At 55.3% G+C, this 17,788-nt stretch carries 18 protein-coding genes and 1 tRNA gene; 12 read left to right on the top strand and 7 right to left on the bottom strand.

The genetic code is table 11. The features are described from left to right. Positions 1–26: 26 nt before the first annotated feature. Positions 27–1,286 (top strand): UDP-N-acetylglucosamine 1-carboxyvinyltransferase, encoded by a 1,260-nt coding sequence (gene murA, locus BN3796_RS03870; RefSeq protein ID WP_061707080.1) that lies wholly within the window; start codon positions 27–29, stop codon positions 1,284–1,286. A 225-nt stretch (positions 1,287–1,511) separates the two neighbouring features. On the opposite strand, the gene sfsB is transcribed toward murA, so the two are convergent. Together sfsB and ispB are read right to left on the bottom strand one after the other, a co-directional pair. Continuing rightward, complete coding sequence (gene sfsB, locus BN3796_RS03875) at positions 1,512–1,775, bottom strand: DNA-binding transcriptional regulator SfsB (RefSeq protein ID WP_061707081.1); 264 nt, start codon at positions 1,773–1,775, stop codon at positions 1,512–1,514. 228 nt (positions 1,776–2,003) lie between these two features. Continuing rightward, the gene (gene ispB / locus BN3796_RS03880; RefSeq protein ID WP_061707082.1) at positions 2,004–2,975 is read right to left on the bottom strand and encodes an octaprenyl diphosphate synthase; all 972 of its coding nucleotides are present in this window, start codon (positions 2,973–2,975) and stop codon (positions 2,004–2,006) included. Between the two features lie 258 nt (positions 2,976–3,233). On the opposite strand from ispB, the gene rplU reads away from it, so the two are divergent. From rplU to cgtA, 4 genes are all read left to right on the top strand, one after another. Further along, positions 3,234–3,545, top strand: coding sequence for a 50S ribosomal protein L21 (rplU, locus tag BN3796_RS03885; protein WP_000271401.1), 312 nt, complete (start codon positions 3,234–3,236; stop codon positions 3,543–3,545). Between the two features lie 19 nt (positions 3,546–3,564). Then, the gene (rpmA, locus tag BN3796_RS03890; protein ID WP_003861831.1) at positions 3,565–3,822 is read left to right on the top strand and encodes a 50S ribosomal protein L27; all 258 of its coding nucleotides are present in this window, start codon (positions 3,565–3,567) and stop codon (positions 3,820–3,822) included. A gap of 93 nt (positions 3,823–3,915) precedes the next feature. After that, positions 3,916–4,881, top strand: a complete 966-nt coding sequence (locus BN3796_RS03895; RefSeq protein ID WP_061707083.1) for a DMT family transporter — start codon at positions 3,916–3,918, stop codon at positions 4,879–4,881. 15 nt (positions 4,882–4,896) lie between these two features. Continuing rightward, positions 4,897–6,069: an Obg family GTPase CgtA gene (gene cgtA, locus BN3796_RS03900; RefSeq protein ID WP_061707084.1), complete on the top strand. Its 1,173-nt coding sequence runs from the start codon at positions 4,897–4,899 to the stop codon at positions 6,067–6,069. Positions 6,070–6,107: 38 nt separating this feature from the next. On the opposite strand, the gene pmrB is transcribed toward cgtA, so the two are convergent. The 3 genes from pmrB to dacB are packed head-to-tail and all read right to left on the bottom strand — an operon-like array spanning position 6,108 to position 9,246. Then, entirely contained in the window at positions 6,108–7,151 is a 1,044-nt protein-coding gene (gene pmrB / locus BN3796_RS03905) for a two-component system sensor histidine kinase PmrB (RefSeq protein WP_061707085.1), read from the bottom strand. After that, entirely contained in the window at positions 7,148–7,810 is a 663-nt protein-coding gene (pmrA, locus tag BN3796_RS03910; RefSeq protein ID WP_061707086.1) for a two-component system response regulator PmrA, read from the bottom strand. Before pmrA ends, pmrB begins: the two co-directional genes overlap by 4 nt. 2 nt (positions 7,811–7,812) lie before the next feature. After that, a complete protein-coding gene (gene dacB / locus BN3796_RS03915; protein WP_061707087.1) occupies positions 7,813–9,246 on the bottom strand; it encodes a serine-type D-Ala-D-Ala carboxypeptidase in 1,434 nt (477 codons plus the stop codon). A gap of 247 nt (positions 9,247–9,493) precedes the next feature. On the opposite strand from dacB, the gene greA reads away from it, so the two are divergent. Beyond that, positions 9,494–9,970 (top strand): transcription elongation factor GreA, encoded by a 477-nt coding sequence (gene greA / locus BN3796_RS03920; protein ID WP_061707088.1) that lies wholly within the window; start codon positions 9,494–9,496, stop codon positions 9,968–9,970. A 151-nt stretch (positions 9,971–10,121) separates the two neighbouring features. Here the strand turns inward: greA and yhbY are convergent, their stop codons facing one another. Continuing rightward, the gene (gene yhbY, locus BN3796_RS03925) at positions 10,122–10,415 is read right to left on the bottom strand and encodes a ribosome assembly RNA-binding protein YhbY (protein ID WP_061707545.1); all 294 of its coding nucleotides are present in this window, start codon (positions 10,413–10,415) and stop codon (positions 10,122–10,124) included. Between the two features lie 127 nt (positions 10,416–10,542). Here yhbY and rlmE point away from each other — a divergent pair, with 127 nt between their 5' ends. The 6 genes from rlmE to BN3796_RS03955 all read left to right on the top strand — a co-directional run bounded on the left by rlmE (position 10,543) and on the right by BN3796_RS03955 (position 16,133). Next, positions 10,543–11,172 (top strand): 23S rRNA (uridine(2552)-2'-O)-methyltransferase RlmE, encoded by a 630-nt coding sequence (gene rlmE, locus BN3796_RS03930; RefSeq protein WP_061707089.1) that lies wholly within the window; start codon positions 10,543–10,545, stop codon positions 11,170–11,172. Between the two features lie 99 nt (positions 11,173–11,271). After that, complete coding sequence (gene ftsH, locus BN3796_RS03935; RefSeq protein ID WP_061707090.1) at positions 11,272–13,206, top strand: ATP-dependent zinc metalloprotease FtsH; 1,935 nt, start codon at positions 11,272–11,274, stop codon at positions 13,204–13,206. A 97-nt stretch (positions 13,207–13,303) separates the two neighbouring features. Next, a complete protein-coding gene (folP, locus tag BN3796_RS03940; RefSeq protein WP_061707091.1) occupies positions 13,304–14,152 on the top strand; it encodes a dihydropteroate synthase in 849 nt (282 codons plus the stop codon). Continuing rightward, positions 14,145–15,482, top strand: coding sequence for a phosphoglucosamine mutase (gene glmM, locus BN3796_RS03945; RefSeq protein ID WP_061707092.1), 1,338 nt, complete (start codon positions 14,145–14,147; stop codon positions 15,480–15,482). The genes folP and glmM overlap by 8 nt, the downstream gene beginning before the upstream one ends. 223 nt (positions 15,483–15,705) lie before the next feature. After that, on the top strand, positions 15,706–16,038 hold the full coding sequence (secG, locus tag BN3796_RS03950) for a preprotein translocase subunit SecG (RefSeq protein WP_061707093.1): 333 nt from the start codon (positions 15,706–15,708) through the stop codon (positions 16,036–16,038). Between the two features lie 8 nt (positions 16,039–16,046). Further along, a tRNA-Leu gene (locus tag BN3796_RS03955) sits at positions 16,047–16,133 on the top strand. Positions 16,134–16,305: 172 nt separating this feature from the next. Here BN3796_RS03955 and argG read toward each other — a convergent pair. After that, on the bottom strand, positions 16,306–17,652 hold the full coding sequence (gene argG / locus BN3796_RS03960) for an argininosuccinate synthase (protein ID WP_061707094.1): 1,347 nt from the start codon (positions 17,650–17,652) through the stop codon (positions 16,306–16,308). Positions 17,653–17,788 lie beyond the last annotated feature (136 nt).

Raw genomic sequence — 17,788 nt, forward strand, 5'->3', positions numbered from 1 at the left:
GGTTGAATTTATAAGAGAGTAAACACATGGATAAATTTCGTGTACAGGGGCCGACGCGTCTCCAGGGCGAAGTCACTATTTCCGGCGCAAAAAACGCCGCGTTGCCGATCCTGTTCGCCGCGCTGCTTGCTGAAGAGCCGGTAGAGATCCAGAACGTACCAAAACTGAAAGATATCGACACCACCATGAAGCTGCTCAGCCAGCTTGGCACTAAGGTGGAGCGTAACGGTTCCGTCTGGATCGACGCCAGCAAGGTCAATATCTTCTGCGCTCCTTATGAGCTGGTCAAAACCATGCGCGCCTCTATCTGGGCGTTGGGGCCGCTGGTGGCGCGTTTTGGCCAGGGTCAGGTCTCCCTGCCGGGTGGCTGCGCGATTGGCGCGCGTCCGGTCGATCTGCACATCTTTGGCCTGGAGAAGCTGGGCGCCGAGATCAAGCTGGAAGAGGGCTACGTTAAAGCCTCCGTTAACGGTCGCCTGAAGGGGGCCCATATCGTGATGGATAAGGTGAGCGTGGGCGCCACCGTCACCATCATGTCGGCGGCGACGCTGGCCGAAGGGACGACGATTATCGAAAACGCCGCGCGCGAGCCGGAGATTGTCGATACGGCAAACTTCCTCGTGGCGCTGGGGGCGAAGATCACCGGTCAGGGCACCGATCGCATCACCATCGAAGGGGTGGAGCGTCTGGGCGGCGGCGTTTACCGCGTGCTGCCGGACCGTATCGAAACCGGGACTTTCCTGGTGGCCGCGGCGATCTCCGGCGGCAAGATCGTCTGCCGTAACGCCCAGCCCGATACGCTGGACGCGGTGCTGGCGAAGCTGCGCGAAGCGGGCGCGGATATTGAGACCGGTGAAGACTGGATCAGCCTGGATATGCACGGCAAGCGTCCGAAGGCGGTTAACGTGCGTACCGCGCCGCACCCGGCCTTCCCAACCGATATGCAGGCGCAGTTCACTCTGCTGAACCTGGTAGCGGAAGGAACCGGCGTAATCACCGAAACCATTTTCGAAAACCGCTTTATGCATGTGCCGGAACTGATCCGCATGGGCGCGCACGCGGAGATCGAGAGCAACACCGTTATCTGCCACGGCGTGGAAAAACTCTCTGGTGCTCAGGTAATGGCGACGGATTTGCGCGCCTCTGCAAGCCTGGTGCTGGCCGGCTGTATTGCCGAAGGGACCACGCTTGTGGATCGTATTTATCATATCGATCGTGGCTACGAGCGCATCGAAGATAAACTTCGTGCTCTGGGCGCAAATATCGAACGCGTTAAAGGCGAATAATCTTCCTGCTCCCGTCCGGCAGGGCGGGAGTATTTCCTTTCCAGGCTTTTCCTGCTCTCTCTTATTTCACCTCTTTTTTACGCTGACCTGAAAAATAGTTCTCAGGGTGAAAGTCCGCAGCAATGGCGCCACGTGCGAAAATATCGCATGGAGAGAATAAATTAACCTGAAAGAGAGTAAAAAGAGCGAGAAAACAGGGCAACCGGGGCCAGGCCCCGGCAGTGCTTAGCGTTTGCGAATCATGCGTGTTCTGTCGATAAACTCATGGGTGACAGGATCGTGATAGCGTGACGGCCAGATAACCCACGGCTGGGTTTCAAGCGCTCGGGCAATGATCAGCTCTCCTTTCGGCCATGGTCGCGTCAGCGCATTGGCAAGCGTAGAGGAGCTCAGGCCGTTACGGCGTGATTCCGCCGCGAGCGAGGTTCCTTTTTTGCGTAGTGCCGCAATAACGTCTGCCGGATGCCAGTCAATAAATTTTGAATCCATATGCTATCCCTCTTTTTAAATACGTCCACGTCGTTTCAGTTGCACTGACGCTGATTACTATACCTTCTTCGAACGGCGGTTCTAAAAAGTTCGTGTTACAGGAAGCAATATTCAGAATATGACGGGGCTTTATTAATGGGGCGTTTAAAGGGATTATTTAACGCATATAAATAATTAACTGGAGCTTACGGGAATATCCCCGCGGCAGTCGCGGGGAATAAATATAAATTAACGGTCGCGCTGAACAGCAATATGCGCCAGCCCAATTAAGGCGTCGCGCCAGGGGCTGTCAGGGATCACCTCAAGTGCGGCGATCGCTTTGTCCGCTTCTTCTTCAGCACGCTGACGCGTCCATTCGAGGGAGCCGCAGATTGCCATTGTTTCCAGTACTGGTTCCAGAAGATGGCGACCATTTCCCTGCTCGATGGCCTCCCGGATCATTTTCGCCTGCTCCGGCGTACCGTTATGCATCGCGTGGAGCAGCGGCAGCGTTGGCTTGCCTTCGTTCAGATCGTCGCCAACGTTTTTGCCGAGCGTTTCACCGTCGGCGCTGTAGTCAAGCAGGTCATCGATCAGCTGGAACGCGGTGCCAAGGTAGCGCCCGTAATCCTGCAGGCCGCGCTCCTGCGCCTCGCTACAGCCCGCCAGAATACCGGAACACTGCGCCGCCGCTTCGAACAGCCGCGCCGTTTTGCTGTAGATCACCCGCATGTAGTTCTCTTCGGTGATGTCCGGATCGTTGACGTTCATCAGCTGCAGCACTTCGCCTTCTGCGATAACGTTGACCGCTTCTGACATCACCTCCAGCACCTTCAGCGAGCCCAGGCTGGTCATCATTTGAAAGGCGCGGGTGTAGATAAAATCGCCAACCAGCACGCTGGCGGCATTGCCGAATGCCGCGTTAGCGGTCGCTTTACCGCGGCGCATATCGGATTCATCCACCACATCGTCATGCAACAGCGTGGCGGTGTGAATAAATTCGATCAGCGCGGCGATGGAGACATGGGCGTTTCCCTCATAGCCGACAGCGCGCGCCGCCAGCACGGCAATCATCGGACGGATACGTTTTCCGCCTCCGCTGACAATGTAATAACCTAACTGATTGATCAACTGAACGTCAGAGTTGAGTTGCTCCAGAATTGCTGCATTCACACCCGCCATGTCTTGCGCGGTTAACTCATTGATTTTTTCTAAATTCATCGCAAAAGTCGGGCTTCTTGTCCTGTATGCCCCCTGTCAAAAGGGCTAACGAAGGGTTTCGGTTTATCAATAGTATCGCTGATTGTACTGAAAAAACGCGCCAGATAAACGTTACCAAACGCGTTGTGTTTTTTTTCTTCATCCATTGACTGTAGCACTTGTCAAAGGCTCGCGTTTTGCGTAATATTCGCGCCCTATTGTGAATATTTATAGCGCACTCTGAATCATACGAGGATGTGCGCGGAAGCGGAGTTTTATATGTACGCGGTTTTCCAAAGTGGTGGTAAACAACACCGAGTAAGCGAAGGTCAGACCGTTCGCCTGGAAAAGCTGGACATCGCAACTGGCGAAACTGTTGAGTTCGCTGAAGTTCTGATGATCGCAAACGGTGAAGAAGTCAAAATCGGCGTTCCTTTCGTTGATGGCGGCGTAATCAAAGCTGAAGTTGTTGCTCACGGTCGTGGCGAGAAAGTTAAAATCGTTAAGTTTCGTCGTCGTAAACACTATCGTAAGCAGCAGGGCCATCGTCAGTGGTTCACTGATGTGAAAATCACTGGCATCAGCGCCTAAGACCTGAGGAGAGATTTAAATGGCACATAAAAAGGCTGGCGGCTCCACACGTAACGGTCGCGATTCAGAAGCTAAACGCCTGGGCGTTAAGCGTTTCGGTGGCGAATCCGTTCTGGCGGGTAGCATCATCGTTCGTCAGCGTGGCACCAAGTTCCACGCGGGCACTAACGTAGGTTGCGGTCGTGACCACACTCTGTTTGCTAAAGCAGACGGTAAAGTGAAATTCGAAGTTAAAGGCCCGAACAACCGTAAATACATCAGCATCGTTGCTGAGTAAGGTTTTCTGGTCCGGTAACGGATTAAAGCCCCGCACCTGTTGCGGGGCTTTTTACATTAGTGGCCCCTGAAATTTTCTGTAGGGAAACCGGGCATGAAGCAGCAGGCCGGCATTGGTATTCTTCTGGCGCTCACCACCGCAATGTGCTGGGGTGCGCTGCCAATAGCAATGAAGCAGGTACTGGAAGTGATGGAGCCGCCTACGGTGGTCTTCTATCGCTTTCTGATGGCAAGTTTCGGGCTTGGTGTAATTCTGGCGCTGAAGGGCAAGCTGCCGCCGATGCGGATCTTTCGCAAGCCACGCTGGCTGGTTGTACTGGCGGTGGCGACGGGCGGTCTGTTTGGCAACTTCATTCTCTTCAGCTCTTCCCTGCAGTATCTGAGCCCGACGGCGTCACAGGTGATTGGTCAGTTGTCTCCGGTGGGCATGATGGTCGCCAGCGTCTTTATCCTCAAGGAGAAGATGCGTGGCACGCAGATTATCGGCGCCAGCATGCTGCTGTGCGGTCTGGTGATGTTCTTCAACACCAGCCTGACAGAAATTTTTACCCGCCTGACCGATTATACCTGGGGTGTCATTTTCGGCGTGGGGGCTGCTACGGTCTGGGTGAGTTACGGCGTCGCGCAAAAGGTGTTATTGCGTCGTCTGGCCTCACAGCAGATCCTCTTTTTACTGTACACTTTATGTACACTGGCGTTATTGCCGCTGGCTAAGCCGGGAGTTATCACCCAGCTGAGCGACTGGCAGCTGGCGTGTCTGGTTTTCTGCGGGCTGAACACGCTGGTAGGATACGGCGCGCTGGCCGAAGCGATGGCGCGCTGGCAGGCGGCGCAGGTGAGCGCGCTAATCACGCTCACCCCGCTGTTTACGCTCTTATTTTCAGATTTGTTATCAATGGCCTGGCCCGATTTCTTCGCCAGACCGATGCTCAACCTGTTGGGCTATCTCGGTGCGTTTGTCGTGGTTGCGGGCGCGATGTATTCCGCCATTGGTCATCGTCTCTGGGGACGCTGGCGCAAAAATGAAGCGGTTGTAATAGTCCCCCGCTCAGGCGAATGAGTTACGGAGAGTAAAATGAAGTTTGTTGATGAAGCGACGATTCTGGTCGTGGCAGGTGATGGCGGTAACGGCTGCGTAAGCTTCCGCCGTGAAAAATATATTCCGAAAGGCGGTCCTGACGGCGGTGACGGCGGTGATGGCGGTGACGTGTGGCTTGAGGCGGACGAAAACCTCAACACCCTTATCGACTATCGCTTTGAGAAATCCTTCCGCGCTGAACGCGGGCAGAACGGCCAGAGCCGTGACTGTACCGGCAAGCGTGGTAAAGATGTCACCATCAAGGTGCCGGTAGGGACGCGCGTCATCGATCAGGGGACGGGCGAAACCATGGGTGATATGACTAAACATGGTCAGCGCCTGATGGTGGCGAAGGGCGGCTGGCACGGCCTGGGCAATAGCCGCTTTAAATCTTCCGTTAACCGTACGCCGCGCCAGAAAACGATGGGCACGCCGGGCGATAAGCGCGACCTGCAGCTGGAGCTGATGCTGCTGGCTGACGTGGGAATGCTGGGGATGCCAAACGCCGGTAAATCCACCTTTATCCGCGCCGTCTCTGCCGCGAAACCCAAAGTGGCCGACTACCCGTTCACCACGCTGGTGCCGAGCCTCGGTGTCGTGCGTATGGATAACGAAAAGAGCTTCGTTGTCGCTGACATCCCGGGTCTGATTGAAGGCGCCGCGGAAGGGGCTGGCCTCGGGATTCGCTTCCTGAAGCATCTTGAGCGCTGCCGCGTACTGCTGCATCTCATCGATATCGATCCGATCGACGGTTCCGATCCGGTTGAGAATGCCCGCATCATTATCGGCGAGCTGGAGAAATACAGCGACAAGCTGGCCCAGAAGCCGCGCTGGCTGGTCTTTAACAAGATTGACCTGATGGATAAAGCGGAAGCTGAAGCGAAAGCGAAAGCCATCGCTGAAGCGATGGGCTGGGAAGATAAGTACTACCTTATCTCCGCCGCCAGCCAGGTAGGCGTGAAAGAGCTTTGCTGGGATGTCATGACCTTTATCATCGAGAACCCGATTGTTCAGGCAGAAGAGGCGAAACAGCCTGAGAAAGTCGAGTTCATGTGGGATGACTACCACCGTCAGCAGCTGGCCGAGCTGGAAGCTGAAGAAGATGAAGAGTGGGATGACGACTGGGATGAAGACGACGAAGAAGGCGTCGAGTTCATCTACAAGAAATAAGCCATTCACTGAAGCCCCCATTCGATGGGGGCTTTTTTTTAGCCTAGCGTTGCAGGCAACCAGCAGGTAACGATAAGCCCGCCCTTGTCGCCGTTCTCCAGCGTCAGCGTGCCGTGATGGAGCTGCACGATGCGCTGTACGATGCTCAGCCCCAGGCCGCTGCCGCCGTAGCGCTGATCGAGGCGGCGGAAAGGCTCCGTTATTGACTGTCGGTGCGCCTCATCTATGCCCGGACCTTCGTCAGTTACGCTGACCGCCGTACCGCCATCTTGTTCTCTGAGCGTGATGCGGATCGTGGTCCCTGCCGGACTGTAGCGGGCCGCGTTTTCCAGTAAATTGCGCAGCATCAGGCGCAGCAGCACCGCATCGCCCTGCACGGTGAGCGGGCTTCTCTGCGGGGCAATCAGGCGATGTTCGGGACACTCATATTCCAGCATCAGCGGGCCGATAACATTCTCCGTCCAGCTGAAGGTGGCGTAATGACCACTCGCCAGCGCCTGTCCGGCTCGCGCCAGCATCAGCAGCTGCTCTACCGTATGCATCAGCTGATCGATACGGCTTACCAGCGCGGCAGCCTGCGGCGTACCCGACTGCGCCATCAGCTCAAGATGCAGCCGGATGCCTGCGAGAGGCGTACGCAGCTCGTGCGCGGCATCGGCAGTAAAGAGGCGCTCCTGCTGAAGAGTACGATCCAGCCGGGCAAGCAGCTGGTTAAGCGACGTTGTGACGGCGCCGATCTCCTCCATATCGGAGTAAATCGGCAGCGGTGACAAATTATCTGCCGAACGGTTGGCCAGACTCGCGCGCAGCTTGTTTAAGGGACGGGTGATCCAGGTGACCGCCCAGAAGGAGAAGAGCAGGGTAAAACCCACCATCACCAGCGACGGAACCAGCAGAGAGGCGATCGCTTCACGGATCTCTTTTTCCACATGCCGGTTTCGCGCTTTGGCGGAGAGGGTTTCGTTGACCAGAAAGCCGATCTGCTCGCGGCTCTCATGCCAGAGCCAGATAACGCTAATGAGCTGAAAGAACAAAAGAATAATCGCCAGCAAAATCATCAGTCGCCGACGCATGCTGTTCATTTTTGGCTCTCCAGCCGATAGCCGACGCCGCGGATCGTTTTGATGCGATCTTTACCCAGCTTGCGGCGCAGGTTGTGAATATGTACCTCCAGCGTGTTTGAGCCGGGATCGTCCTGCCAGGAGTAAATATCCTGCTGCAGCGTTTCCCGATGTACCGTCTGTCCCGAGCGCATAATCAGGCGCGTGAGGAGGGCAAACTCCTTGGGCGTAACCTCCACGGGCCGATCGTGGTGCAGGACCTGCTGGGTTTGCAGATTGAGCGCCAGATCGCCATCGGAAAGCAGGTTATCGCTGTGGCCCTGATAGCGGCGGATCAGCGCGCGGGCGCGGGCCTGAAGCTCGGCAAGGGCAAATGGCTTCACCAGATAATCATCTGCGCCGGAGTCGAGGCCGTTGATGCGATCCTCCAGCGCGTCGCGCGCGGTGAGGATCAGCACCGGGTTATCAATGCCCCGACGGCGCCACTGGCTCAGCAGCGTAGCGCCGTCTTTATCCGGCAGCCCCAGATCGAGGATCACCAGACTGTACTCTCCGCTCTGAATCAGCGCGTCAGCCTCCGCCGCCGTAGCGGCGCAATCCAGCGCGTAACCTTCGTTAGTCAGCGCCAGCGACAGCCCTTCCTGTAACAACAGATCGTCTTCAACAATGAGGAGTTTCATCGCTAATTATTCTGGTAGATATCTTTATAAAGCCTGCTTTCGAAACGCACGAGTGGAATACGGCGATTACGATAGTCGGCCGGTTCAACAGCATAGCCTGAAAGATACTGCACAAACGCCATGCGTTGACCGCTGGCGGTAGTAATAAAGCCCGCAAGGTTATATACCCCCTGCAGCGAGCCGGTCTTGGCGGAGACCTTACCGTCTACGCCCGCGGCATGGAGACCAGCACGGTACTGCAGCGAACCATCATAACCGGCAAGCGGCAGCATCGAGATGAAGTTTAGCTCAGTGTCATGCTGGGCAATGTACTGTAGCACTTTCATCATGGTGGCGGGGGAGATGAGGTTATGACGGGAGAGCCCGGAGCCATCCACTGCAATGGTGTTACCCAGGTCGATACCCGCCTGCTGGCGCAGGATCTGGCGTACCGCGTCGGAGCCTGCGCGCCAGGTGCCTGGCACCCCAAAGCGGGCATGGCCAATCATCCGAAAGACGGTATCGGCGATCATATTGTCCGACTTCTTGAGCATGATTTTCAGCAGGTCATGCAGCGGGGCGGACTGCTTGCTGGCAATCACGGTTCCCGGCTCGTTGGGCTGGGTCTGACGCAGCAGCGTACCGGAATAGCTGATATTGGCCTGCTTCAGCTCATCCTTCAGGATGGCTCCCGCGTAGCTGGCACCATCCTGAATCGCGAACGCCAGCGGCAGCGGGTCGGCACGCTGGGAGAGACAGCCGGTCAGCGTATAGCGGTTAAGATCGCCTGGTACCACGTCCAGCTCGCAATACTGCGCATCCGGCGAGCCTTTGGCCAGCGTACGCACCTGGCTGAACATGGTGACGGGATAATAAGAGGCGACGCGAATAAACGCTAAATCATTTGCCTTTGGCGCGCTGTAGAGCGAAACGGAGAAGCAGTTGCGGTCAACAATCGCGGCTGACGGCGGCGCGCTGAAACACTGGGTCATATCGTTCCACGGCCAGCCGGGCGCTTTATCGTGGCTGGCAAAAACAGAGGTGTCGATCAGCACGTTCCCCTCTATCCTTTGCACGCCCGATTTTTTTAACACCGCGACCATGTTACGAATATCCTGCCGCTTAAAGGTGGGATCGCCGCCGAAACGGGCAATAAGATCGCCTTTCAGCACTCCCTCTTCGACATTCCCTTTACTCTCAAGGGTAGTGGTAAAGCGAAAGTCCGGCCCGAGCTGGAGCAGTGCGGCCAGCGCGGTAATTACCTTTTGCGTACTGGCGGGAAGGGCCATCTGCTGGCTGTGGTAATCAATCTGCGGCGACTGGGCGCCCACCTTTTGCACCATAAGGGCAAGGTTAGCGCCAGCGGGGAGCTGAGTCACATAGTCATCAACATTCGCGGCCTGAACAGAGAACGTGATACTGGTAGTCAATCCGATGATAAAACTAGAAAATCGCATAATCTCGCGCTAACAACCCGGAAACAAACCGTCATACTACGGCGCATCGCCCTGCAAAGTAAACGATGACCCATAGTGAACTTCGGGGTAAAATGCGTATCAAACTGAAAAATTGCTGCTGGCCTGGAACTTCGCTTCCGGGTCAGTTTTCTTTTGCTTCTGACCTGTGTCAGGCTATGGATGCCTGCGAGGCCAGTAGTCGGGGCGGTCTGCCGTACCCAACAGGAATGTTCAAGAGGTATAACAAATGCAAGCTATTCCGATGACCTTACGTGGCGCTGAAAAACTGCGCGAAGAACTGGATTATCTGAAATCCGTACGTCGCCCGGAAATCATCGCCGCGATCGCTGAAGCGCGCGAACATGGCGATCTGAAAGAGAACGCCGAATACCACGCTGCGCGTGAACAACAGGGCTTCTGCGAAGGCCGTATCAAAGATATTGAGGCCAAGCTCTCTAACGCCCAGGTGATCGATATCACCAAAATGCCTAACAATGGCCGGGTGATTTTCGGTGCGACCGTCAGCGTGCTGAACCTGGACAATGATGAAGAGCAGACCTACCGCATCGTGGGTGACGACGAGGCGGATTTTAAGCAGAACCTGATCTCCGTGAACTCGCCTATCGCGCGCGGGTTAATTGGCAAAGAGCAGGATGATGTGGTGACGATCCGCACGCCGGGCGGCGAAGTGGAATATGAAATCACCAAGGTAGAGTATCTCTGATTCGCATCTCCCCAAAGATGTTGATACATTGTAAAGATAGGAAAAAGGCCGCATAGCGGCCTTTCAACTACTTAAAGAGCGTGGCATTTTGCTCGCCTGCTTTGAGAAATCCCGCTTTTTTCACGTAAAACGTGTTTGATTCAGGATATTCTTAGCGTGGCAGCGAGATTTTACGCTCTGCAGTCGGGCGATAGAGCACCAGCGTTTTGCCGATGACCTGTACGTTACAGGCACCGGTTTCGCGCACGATAGCTTCCACGATCAGGTTTTTCGTCTCTCTGTCTTCAGAGGCAATTTTCACCTTGATCAGCTCGTGGTGCTCCAGCGCTTGTTCGATCTCGGCAAGCACCCCTTCGGTCAAACCATTGTTGCCAAGCATAACTACCGGCTTGAGCGGATGTGCCAGACCTTTAAGGTGCTGTTTTTGTTTAGTACTCAGATTCATCGTATATTTTTGCTTACGTTGGGATTGAAAACGGTTCATTCTACCGCCATCTCCCATAATACGCCAAACGAGCGCGTAGAAATTTACGTCAAAGGCCGGCTGCGATGAACCACGACGGAAATGTTAAATGACAGGTAAAAAGCGTTCTGCCAGCTCAAGCCGCTGGCTTCAGGAACACTTTAGCGATAAATATGTTCAACAGGCGCAGAAAAAAGGGTTACGTTCCCGCGCCTGGTTTAAACTTGATGAAATCCAGCAAAGTGACAAACTTTTTAAGCCGGGAATGACGGTTGTCGACCTCGGCGCAGCCCCCGGGGGATGGTCCCAGTATGCGGTGACGCAGATTGGCGGTTCGGGCCGCATCATCGCATGTGACCTTTTGCCGATGGATCCTATCGTCGGCGTCGACTTCCTTCAGGGCGATTTTCGTGATGAATTAGTGCTAAAAGCGTTACTCGAACGTGTGGGTGACAGTAAAGTACAGGTTGTCATGTCTGATATGGCGCCAAATATGTGCGGAACACCGGCGGTGGATATCCCCCGCGCCATGTATCTGGTGGAATTGGCGTTAGAAATGTGTCGTGATGTACTGGCGCCAGGTGGTAGTTTTGTAGTGAAGGTGTTCCAGGGCGAAGGTTTCGAGGAGTATCTAAAGGAAATTCGCTCCCTGTTTACGAAGGTGAAAGTTCGTAAGCCGGACTCTTCCCGGGCTCGTTCCCGTGAAGTGTATATTGTAGCGACCGGGCGTAAACCATAACTGGCAGAAATCAGACGAAAGTTTGAAAGAGGCTGGATATAGCGTATCCTGACGCTGTTTTTAACACAGTTGTAATAAGAGGTTAATCCCTTGAGTGACATGGCGAAAAACCTAATACTCTGGCTGGTCATTGCCGTTGTGCTGATGTCAGTGTTCCAGAGCTTTGGGCCCAGCGAGTCGAATGGCCGTAAGGTGGATTATTCAACCTTCCTGCAAGAGGTCAATCAGGACCAGGTTCGCGAAGCGCGTATCAACGGACGTGAGATCAACGTTACCAAGAAAGATAGTAACCGTTACACGACTTACATCCCGGTGAACGATCCTAAGCTGCTTGATAACCTTCTGACTAAAAACGTCAAGGTAGTCGGTGAGCCGCCGGAAGAGCCGAGCCTGCTGGCTTCTATCTTTATCTCCTGGTTCCCGATGCTGCTGCTTATCGGCGTCTGGATCTTCTTTATGCGCCAGATGCAGGGCGGCGGTGGCAAAGGCGCCATGTCGTTCGGCAAGAGCAAGGCGCGTATGCTGACGGAAGATCAGATCAAAACCACCTTTGCTGACGTCGCAGGCTGTGACGAAGCGAAAGAAGAGGTGGGCGAACTGGTTGAATACCTGCGTGAGCCGAGCCGCTTCCAGAAACTGGGCGGTAAGATCCCGAAAGGCGTGCTGATGGTTGGCCCTCCGGGTACCGGTAAAACGCTGCTGGCGAAAGCGATCGCCGGTGAAGCGAAGGTGCCGTTCTTCACGATTTCCGGTTCCGACTTTGTGGAAATGTTCGTCGGTGTCGGCGCATCCCGTGTGCGTGACATGTTCGAACAGGCCAAGAAGGCGGCGCCTTGCATCATCTTCATCGATGAAATCGACGCCGTAGGCCGCCAGCGTGGCGCTGGGCTGGGTGGCGGTCACGATGAACGTGAGCAGACCCTGAATCAGATGCTGGTTGAGATGGATGGCTTCGAAGGTAACGAAGGTATCATCGTTATCGCGGCGACTAACCGTCCTGACGTACTGGACCCGGCGCTGCTGCGTCCTGGCCGTTTCGACCGTCAGGTTGTGGTTGGCCTGCCGGATGTACGCGGTCGTGAACAGATCCTGAAAGTCCACATGCGCCGCGTACCGCTGGCGCCGGATATCGACGCGGCAATTATCGCGCGCGGTACTCCGGGCTTCTCCGGTGCGGATCTGGCGAACCTGGTCAACGAAGCTGCACTCTTTGCCGCCCGCGGTAACAAGCGCGTGGTTTCTATGGTGGAGTTCGAAAAAGCGAAAGACAAAATCATGATGGGTGCGGAACGCCGCTCCATGGTGATGACGGAAGCGCAGAAAGAGTCTACCGCGTATCACGAAGCGGGCCACGCGATTATCGGTCGCCTGGTGCCGGAACACGATCCGGTGCACAAAGTGACGATTATCCCGCGCGGCCGTGCGCTGGGTGTGACCTTCTTCCTGCCTGAGGGCGACGCCATCAGCGCCAGCCGTCAGAAGCTGGAAAGTCAGATCTCCACCCTCTACGGTGGTCGTCTGGCGGAAGAGATTATCTACGGGCCTGAGCATGTCTCCACCGGTGCCTCTAACGACATCAAAGTGGCGACTAACCTGGCGCGTAACATGGTGACCCAGTGGGGCTTCTCCGACAAACTCGGTCCGCTGCTCTATGCAGAGGAAGAGGGCGAAGTATTCCTGGGCCGCTCTGTGGCGAAGGCGAAACATATGTCCGATGAGACCGCGCGTATCATCGACCAGGAAGTGAAAGCGCTGATCGAACGTAACTACGGTCGTGCACGTCAGATCCTGAACGACAATATGGATATTCTGCACGCGATGAAAGATGCGCTCATGAAGTATGAGACCATCGACGCACCGCAGATCGATGACCTGATGGCACGCCGCGAAGTGCGTCCGCCAGCGGGCTGGGAAGATCCAGGCGCCTCCAACAACTCTGACAATAATGGCACCCCGCGTGCGCCGCGTCCGGTCGATGAACCGCGTACGCCGAACCCGGGCAACACCATGTCAGAACAGTTGGGCGACAAGTAAGCCACGCGTTTGACCGCGTTATCTTTACCCAAAACCCTGGAGCTTGCTCCGGGGTTTTTCATATCTGCTTAACCATAAAAATACCAGGGAATTAGCCATGAAACTTTTCGCCCAGGATTCGGTTCTCGATCTCTCTCATCCCCATGTGATGGGGATCCTGAACGTAACGCCTGACTCCTTCTCTGACGGCGGTACGCACAACACGCTGATTGAGGCGGTGAAACATGCCAATCTGATGATCAACGCGGGCGCGACGATCGTGGATATCGGCGGCGAATCGACACGTCCCGGCGCGGCGGAGGTCAGCGTGGAGGAGGAGTTATCGCGCGTGATCCCGGTAGTAGAGGCCATTGCGCAGCGCTTTGAAGTCTGGATATCGGTCGACACCTCCAAGCCTGAAGTGATCCGTGAATCTGCGAGAGTGGGCGCTCACATCATAAATGATATCCGCTCGCTGACCGAGCCAGGAGCGCTGGAAGCGGCCGCGGAAACCGGCCTGCCCGTCTGCCTGATGCATATGCAGGGAAAACCAAAAACGATGCAGGAAGCGCCGAAATATGACGACGTACGCGCAGAGGTTAACCGTTTCTTTGTGGAGCATATCGAACGCTGTGAGCGGGCAGGTATCGCAAAAGAGAAATTGCTGCTCGACCCGGGGTTCGGTTTCGGTAAAAATCTCTCACACAACTATGAACTGCTTGCGCACTTATCCGATTTTCATCACTTTGGCCTGCCGTTGCTGGTGGGCATGTCGCGAAAATCGATGGTAGGGCAACTGCTGAACGTCGGGCCATCCGACCGTCTTAGCGGTAGCCTGGCCTGCGCGGTCATTGCGGCCATGCAGGGTGCACATATTATTCGCGTCCATGACGTCAAAGAGACCGTAGAAGCTATGCGCGTGGTGGAAGCTACACTGTCAGCGAAGGAAAACAAACGCTATGAGTAATCGTAAATATTTTGGTACGGATGGTATTCGTGGACGCGTAGGCGAAGCACCCATTACCCCTGATTTTGTGCTCAAGCTGGGCTGGGCGGCGGGCAAGGTGCTGGCGCGTCACGGCTCACGTAAAATTATTATCGGCAAAGATACCCGTATCTCCGGCTATATGCTGGAATCGGCGCTGGAGGCGGGCCTTGCGGCGGCAGGACTTTCAGCCTCCTTCACCGGCCCAATGCCAACCCCTGCGGTGGCTTATCTGACACGTACCTTCCGTGCGGAAGCGGGCATCGTGATCTCTGCATCCCATAACCCGTTCTACGATAACGGCATCAAATTCTTCTCCATTGACGGGACCAAACTGCCGGACGAGGTGGAAGAGGCGATTGAAGCCGAGATGGAAAAAGAGATTACCTGCGTCGACTCGGCGGAGCTGGGGAAAGCCAGCCGTATCGTTGACGCGGCGGGCCGTTACATTGAGTTCTGTAAGGCGACCTTACCGAATGAGCTGAGCCTGAGCGCCCTGAAAATCGTGGTGGACTGTGCCAATGGCGCGACCTACCACATTGCGCCGAGCGTCTTTCGCGAGCTGGGGGCCAAAGTTATCGCTATCGGCTGTGAGCCGGACGGCTTAAATATCAACGAAGAGGTAGGCGCCACGGACGTGCGTGCGCTCCAGGCCCGCGTGCTGGCGGAAAAAGCGGATCTCGGTATCGCCTTTGACGGCGACGGCGATCGCGTCATTATGGTTGACCACGAAGGCAACAAAGTCGACGGCGACCAGATCCTCTATATCATCGCCCGCGAAGCGCTGCGTCAGGGTCAGCTGCGCGGCGGCGCGGTGGGCACGCTAATGAGCAACATGGGCCTTGAGCTGGCGCTCAAGCAGCTCGGTATTCCGTTTACCCGTGCCAAAGTGGGCGACCGCTACGTGCTGGAAAAAATGCAGGAAAAGGGCTGGCGTATCGGGGCGGAAAACTCCGGCCACGTTATTCTTCTCGATAAAACCACGACCGGCGACGGCATCGTGGCGGGGCTGCAGGTGGTCGCGGCGATGGTTCGCAACCATATGAGCCTCCACGATCTTTGCAGCGGCATGAAAATGTTCCCGCAGATCCTGGTCAACGTGCGCTTTACCGCCGGCAGCGGCAATCCGCTGGAAAACGAGACGGTAAAACGCGTGACGGCAGATGTGGAAGCGGCGTTGGGCAATCGCGGGCGCGTGCTGTTGCGGAAGTCAGGCACCGAGCCGCTGATCCGTGTGATGGTGGAAGGCGAGAATGAAGCCCAGGTCACCGAATTTGCCCATCGCATTGCTGATGCGGTAAAAGCGGTCTGATTATCCGGTTAAGTGATTAAAAAGGCGGCGTTTGCCGCCTTTATTGTGCGCAGAAAGAGAGCTTTTGCTGTTTTTTTCCGCACTTGATAAAATGCGATGAAATTGCCCTTGCACAGGGCATTCGCTTTGGTTAGTATTCACACCCGCTTCAGTGGGAAAGATAAATTCCTGCTAACTGGTTGAAGCATTGGTATGCGGCAAATCCGCAAGGAACAGGTTGATTATGTACGAAGCTCTTTTAGTAGTTTTCCTTATTGTAGCAATCGCGCTGGTAGCGATGGTTATGCTGCAACAGGGTAAAGGCGCTGATATGGGAGCCTCCTTCGGAGCAGGCGCTTCCGGTACGCTGTTTGGCTCAAGTGGTTCTGCGAACTTCATGACCCGTACAACGGCGATTCTGGCAACGTTGTTCTTCATCATCAGTCTGGTGCTTGGCAATATCAACAGCAACAAGACCAGCAAAGGAAGCGAGTGGGAAAACCTGAGCGCGCCAGCGAAAACTGAGCAAACTCAGCCAGCTGCACCGGCTAAGCCGACCAGCGATATCCCGCAGTAAGTACCTGTACCGAGGTGGTGGAATTGGTAGACACGCTACCTTGAGGTGGTAGTGCCCTAACGGGCTTGTGGGTTCGAGTCCCATCCTCGGTACCAATATTCCAGAAGAAAGACGTCGAAAGACGTCTTTTTTTTCGTCTGTATATTCTGTGTCTCCGAGCTTTTGTAGGCCCGCTAAGCGCAGCGCCAGCGGGCAAAATGGCGTCGCCCTACACAAGCCAAATAAAAAAGGCGCCCATTGGACGCCTTTTGCATTTCTTGTCAGCGCTTACTTCTTATCGCTGTGTTCCAGATTTTCGACCTGCGGCAGACCGTTACCGGAGCTGGCGGAGAGCAGGCCATTCTCAACATAGTTGAACAGTTTCTCGCGGGTATCGGTAATATCCAGATTACGCATGGTCAGCTGCCCGATACGATCGTCCGGAGAGAATACGGACTCGCCTTTTTCCATGGTCAGACGTTCTGCTTTATAGGTCAGGTTGTCAGAGACGGTGTTCAGGATGGAGTAGTCGTTACCGCGACGCAGCTCCAGCGTCACCTCGCCGGTGATAGCGCTCGCCACCCAGCGTTGCAGAGCATCACGCAGCATCAGTGCCTGGGGATCAAACCAGCGGCCCTGATAGAGCAGTTTGCCCAGCTGGCGACCGTGAGAGTGGTACTGTTCAATGGTATCTTCGTTATGAATGCCGGTCAGCAGACGCTCATAGGCGATATGCAGCAGTGCCATCCCCGGAGCTTCATAAATCCCGCGGCTTTTTGCTTCAATAATACGGTTTTCAATCTGGTCGCTCATGCCCAGCCCATGACGTCCGCCGATGCGGTTCGCTTCCAGCATCAGTTCGACATCATCAGAGAAGGTTTTGCCGTTCAGGGCGACGGGATGGCCGCGCTCGAAACGCACCGTTACCTCTTCAGCCGGGATCTTCACGCTCTCATCCCAGAACTTTACGCCCATAATAGGGTTAACAATCTTGACGCTGGAGTTCAGGAACTCAAGATCCTTCGCTTCGTGCGTGGCACCCAGCATGTTGGAATCGGTGGAGTAGGCTTTTTCAGCCGACATTTTATAGTCAAAGCCTGAAGCGACCATAAATTCGGACATCTCCTGACGCCCGCCCAGCTCATCAATAAAGTCGGTATCCAGCCACGGCTTATAGATCTGCAGCTCTGCATTGGTCAGCAGACCGTAGCGATAAAAACGCTCAATGTCGTTGCCTTTATAGGTGCTACCATCGCCCCAGATATTCACGCCATCTTCTTTCATGGCGGCGACCAGCATGGTGCCGGTAACGGCGCGGCCCAGCGGAGTGGTGTTGAAGTAGGTCAGGCCGCCGGTGGTGTTATGAAACGCCCCGCACTGGATGGCAGCAATACCTTCGGCTACCAGCTGCTTACGGCAATCAATCAGACGCGCATTCTCTGCACCATACTCCATGGCGCGACGGGGGATCGCTTCATAATCCTCCTCATCCGGCTGACCGAGGTTGGCGGTATATGCATAAGGCACCGCTCCCTTCTGGCGCATCCACAGCAGCGCGGCGCTGGTATCCAGGCCGCCGGAAAAAGCGATGCCAATACGTTGTCCTTGCGGAAGATGCTTGAGAATCGTCGTCATAAAATAAAACCCTGCTTGATTGACTGATAGAGACCGCTTTCGCTCTCATTGCATGTTTATGCAAAATAAGTGAGTTTTCATTTAATCATCTTTTCCCGAGGACCGGAAGAGAATCGTGCATTTTTTGTAAAAATTT

The organism is Pseudenterobacter timonensis (assembly GCF_900021175.1).
Classification (GTDB): domain Bacteria; phylum Pseudomonadota; class Gammaproteobacteria; order Enterobacterales; family Enterobacteriaceae; genus Enterobacter; species Enterobacter timonensis.

Coding starts and splice junctions, on each gene's coding strand:
- BN3796_RS03895 (WP_061707083.1), top strand. CDS start 3,916: ATGAAGCAGCAGGCCGGCATTGGTATTCTTCTGGCGCTCACCACCGCA.
- cgtA (WP_061707084.1), top strand. CDS start 4,897: ATGAAGTTTGTTGATGAAGCGACGATTCTGGTCGTGGCAGGTGATGGC.
- rlmE (WP_061707089.1), top strand. CDS start 10,543: ATGACAGGTAAAAAGCGTTCTGCCAGCTCAAGCCGCTGGCTTCAGGAA.
- folP (WP_061707091.1), top strand. CDS start 13,304: ATGAAACTTTTCGCCCAGGATTCGGTTCTCGATCTCTCTCATCCCCAT.
- dacB (WP_061707087.1), bottom strand. CDS start 9,246: ATGCGATTTTCTAGTTTTATCATCGGATTGACTACCAGTATCACGTTC.
- sfsB (WP_061707081.1), bottom strand. CDS start 1,775: ATGGATTCAAAATTTATTGACTGGCATCCGGCAGACGTTATTGCGGCA.
- glmM (WP_061707092.1), top strand. CDS start 14,145: ATGAGTAATCGTAAATATTTTGGTACGGATGGTATTCGTGGACGCGTA.
- rpmA (WP_003861831.1), top strand. CDS start 3,565: ATGGCACATAAAAAGGCTGGCGGCTCCACACGTAACGGTCGCGATTCA.
- yhbY (WP_061707545.1), bottom strand. CDS start 10,415: ATGAATCTGAGTACTAAACAAAAACAGCACCTTAAAGGTCTGGCACAT.
- murA (WP_061707080.1), top strand. CDS start 27: ATGGATAAATTTCGTGTACAGGGGCCGACGCGTCTCCAGGGCGAAGTC.
- argG (WP_061707094.1), bottom strand. CDS start 17,652: ATGACGACGATTCTCAAGCATCTTCCGCAAGGACAACGTATTGGCATC.
- pmrB (WP_061707085.1), bottom strand. CDS start 7,151: ATGAACAGCATGCGTCGGCGACTGATGATTTTGCTGGCGATTATTCTT.
- pmrA (WP_061707086.1), bottom strand. CDS start 7,810: ATGAAACTCCTCATTGTTGAAGACGATCTGTTGTTACAGGAAGGGCTG.
- greA (WP_061707088.1), top strand. CDS start 9,494: ATGCAAGCTATTCCGATGACCTTACGTGGCGCTGAAAAACTGCGCGAA.
- rplU (WP_000271401.1), top strand. CDS start 3,234: ATGTACGCGGTTTTCCAAAGTGGTGGTAAACAACACCGAGTAAGCGAA.
- secG (WP_061707093.1), top strand. CDS start 15,706: ATGTACGAAGCTCTTTTAGTAGTTTTCCTTATTGTAGCAATCGCGCTG.
- ftsH (WP_061707090.1), top strand. CDS start 11,272: ATGGCGAAAAACCTAATACTCTGGCTGGTCATTGCCGTTGTGCTGATG.
- ispB (WP_061707082.1), bottom strand. CDS start 2,975: ATGAATTTAGAAAAAATCAATGAGTTAACCGCGCAAGACATGGCGGGT.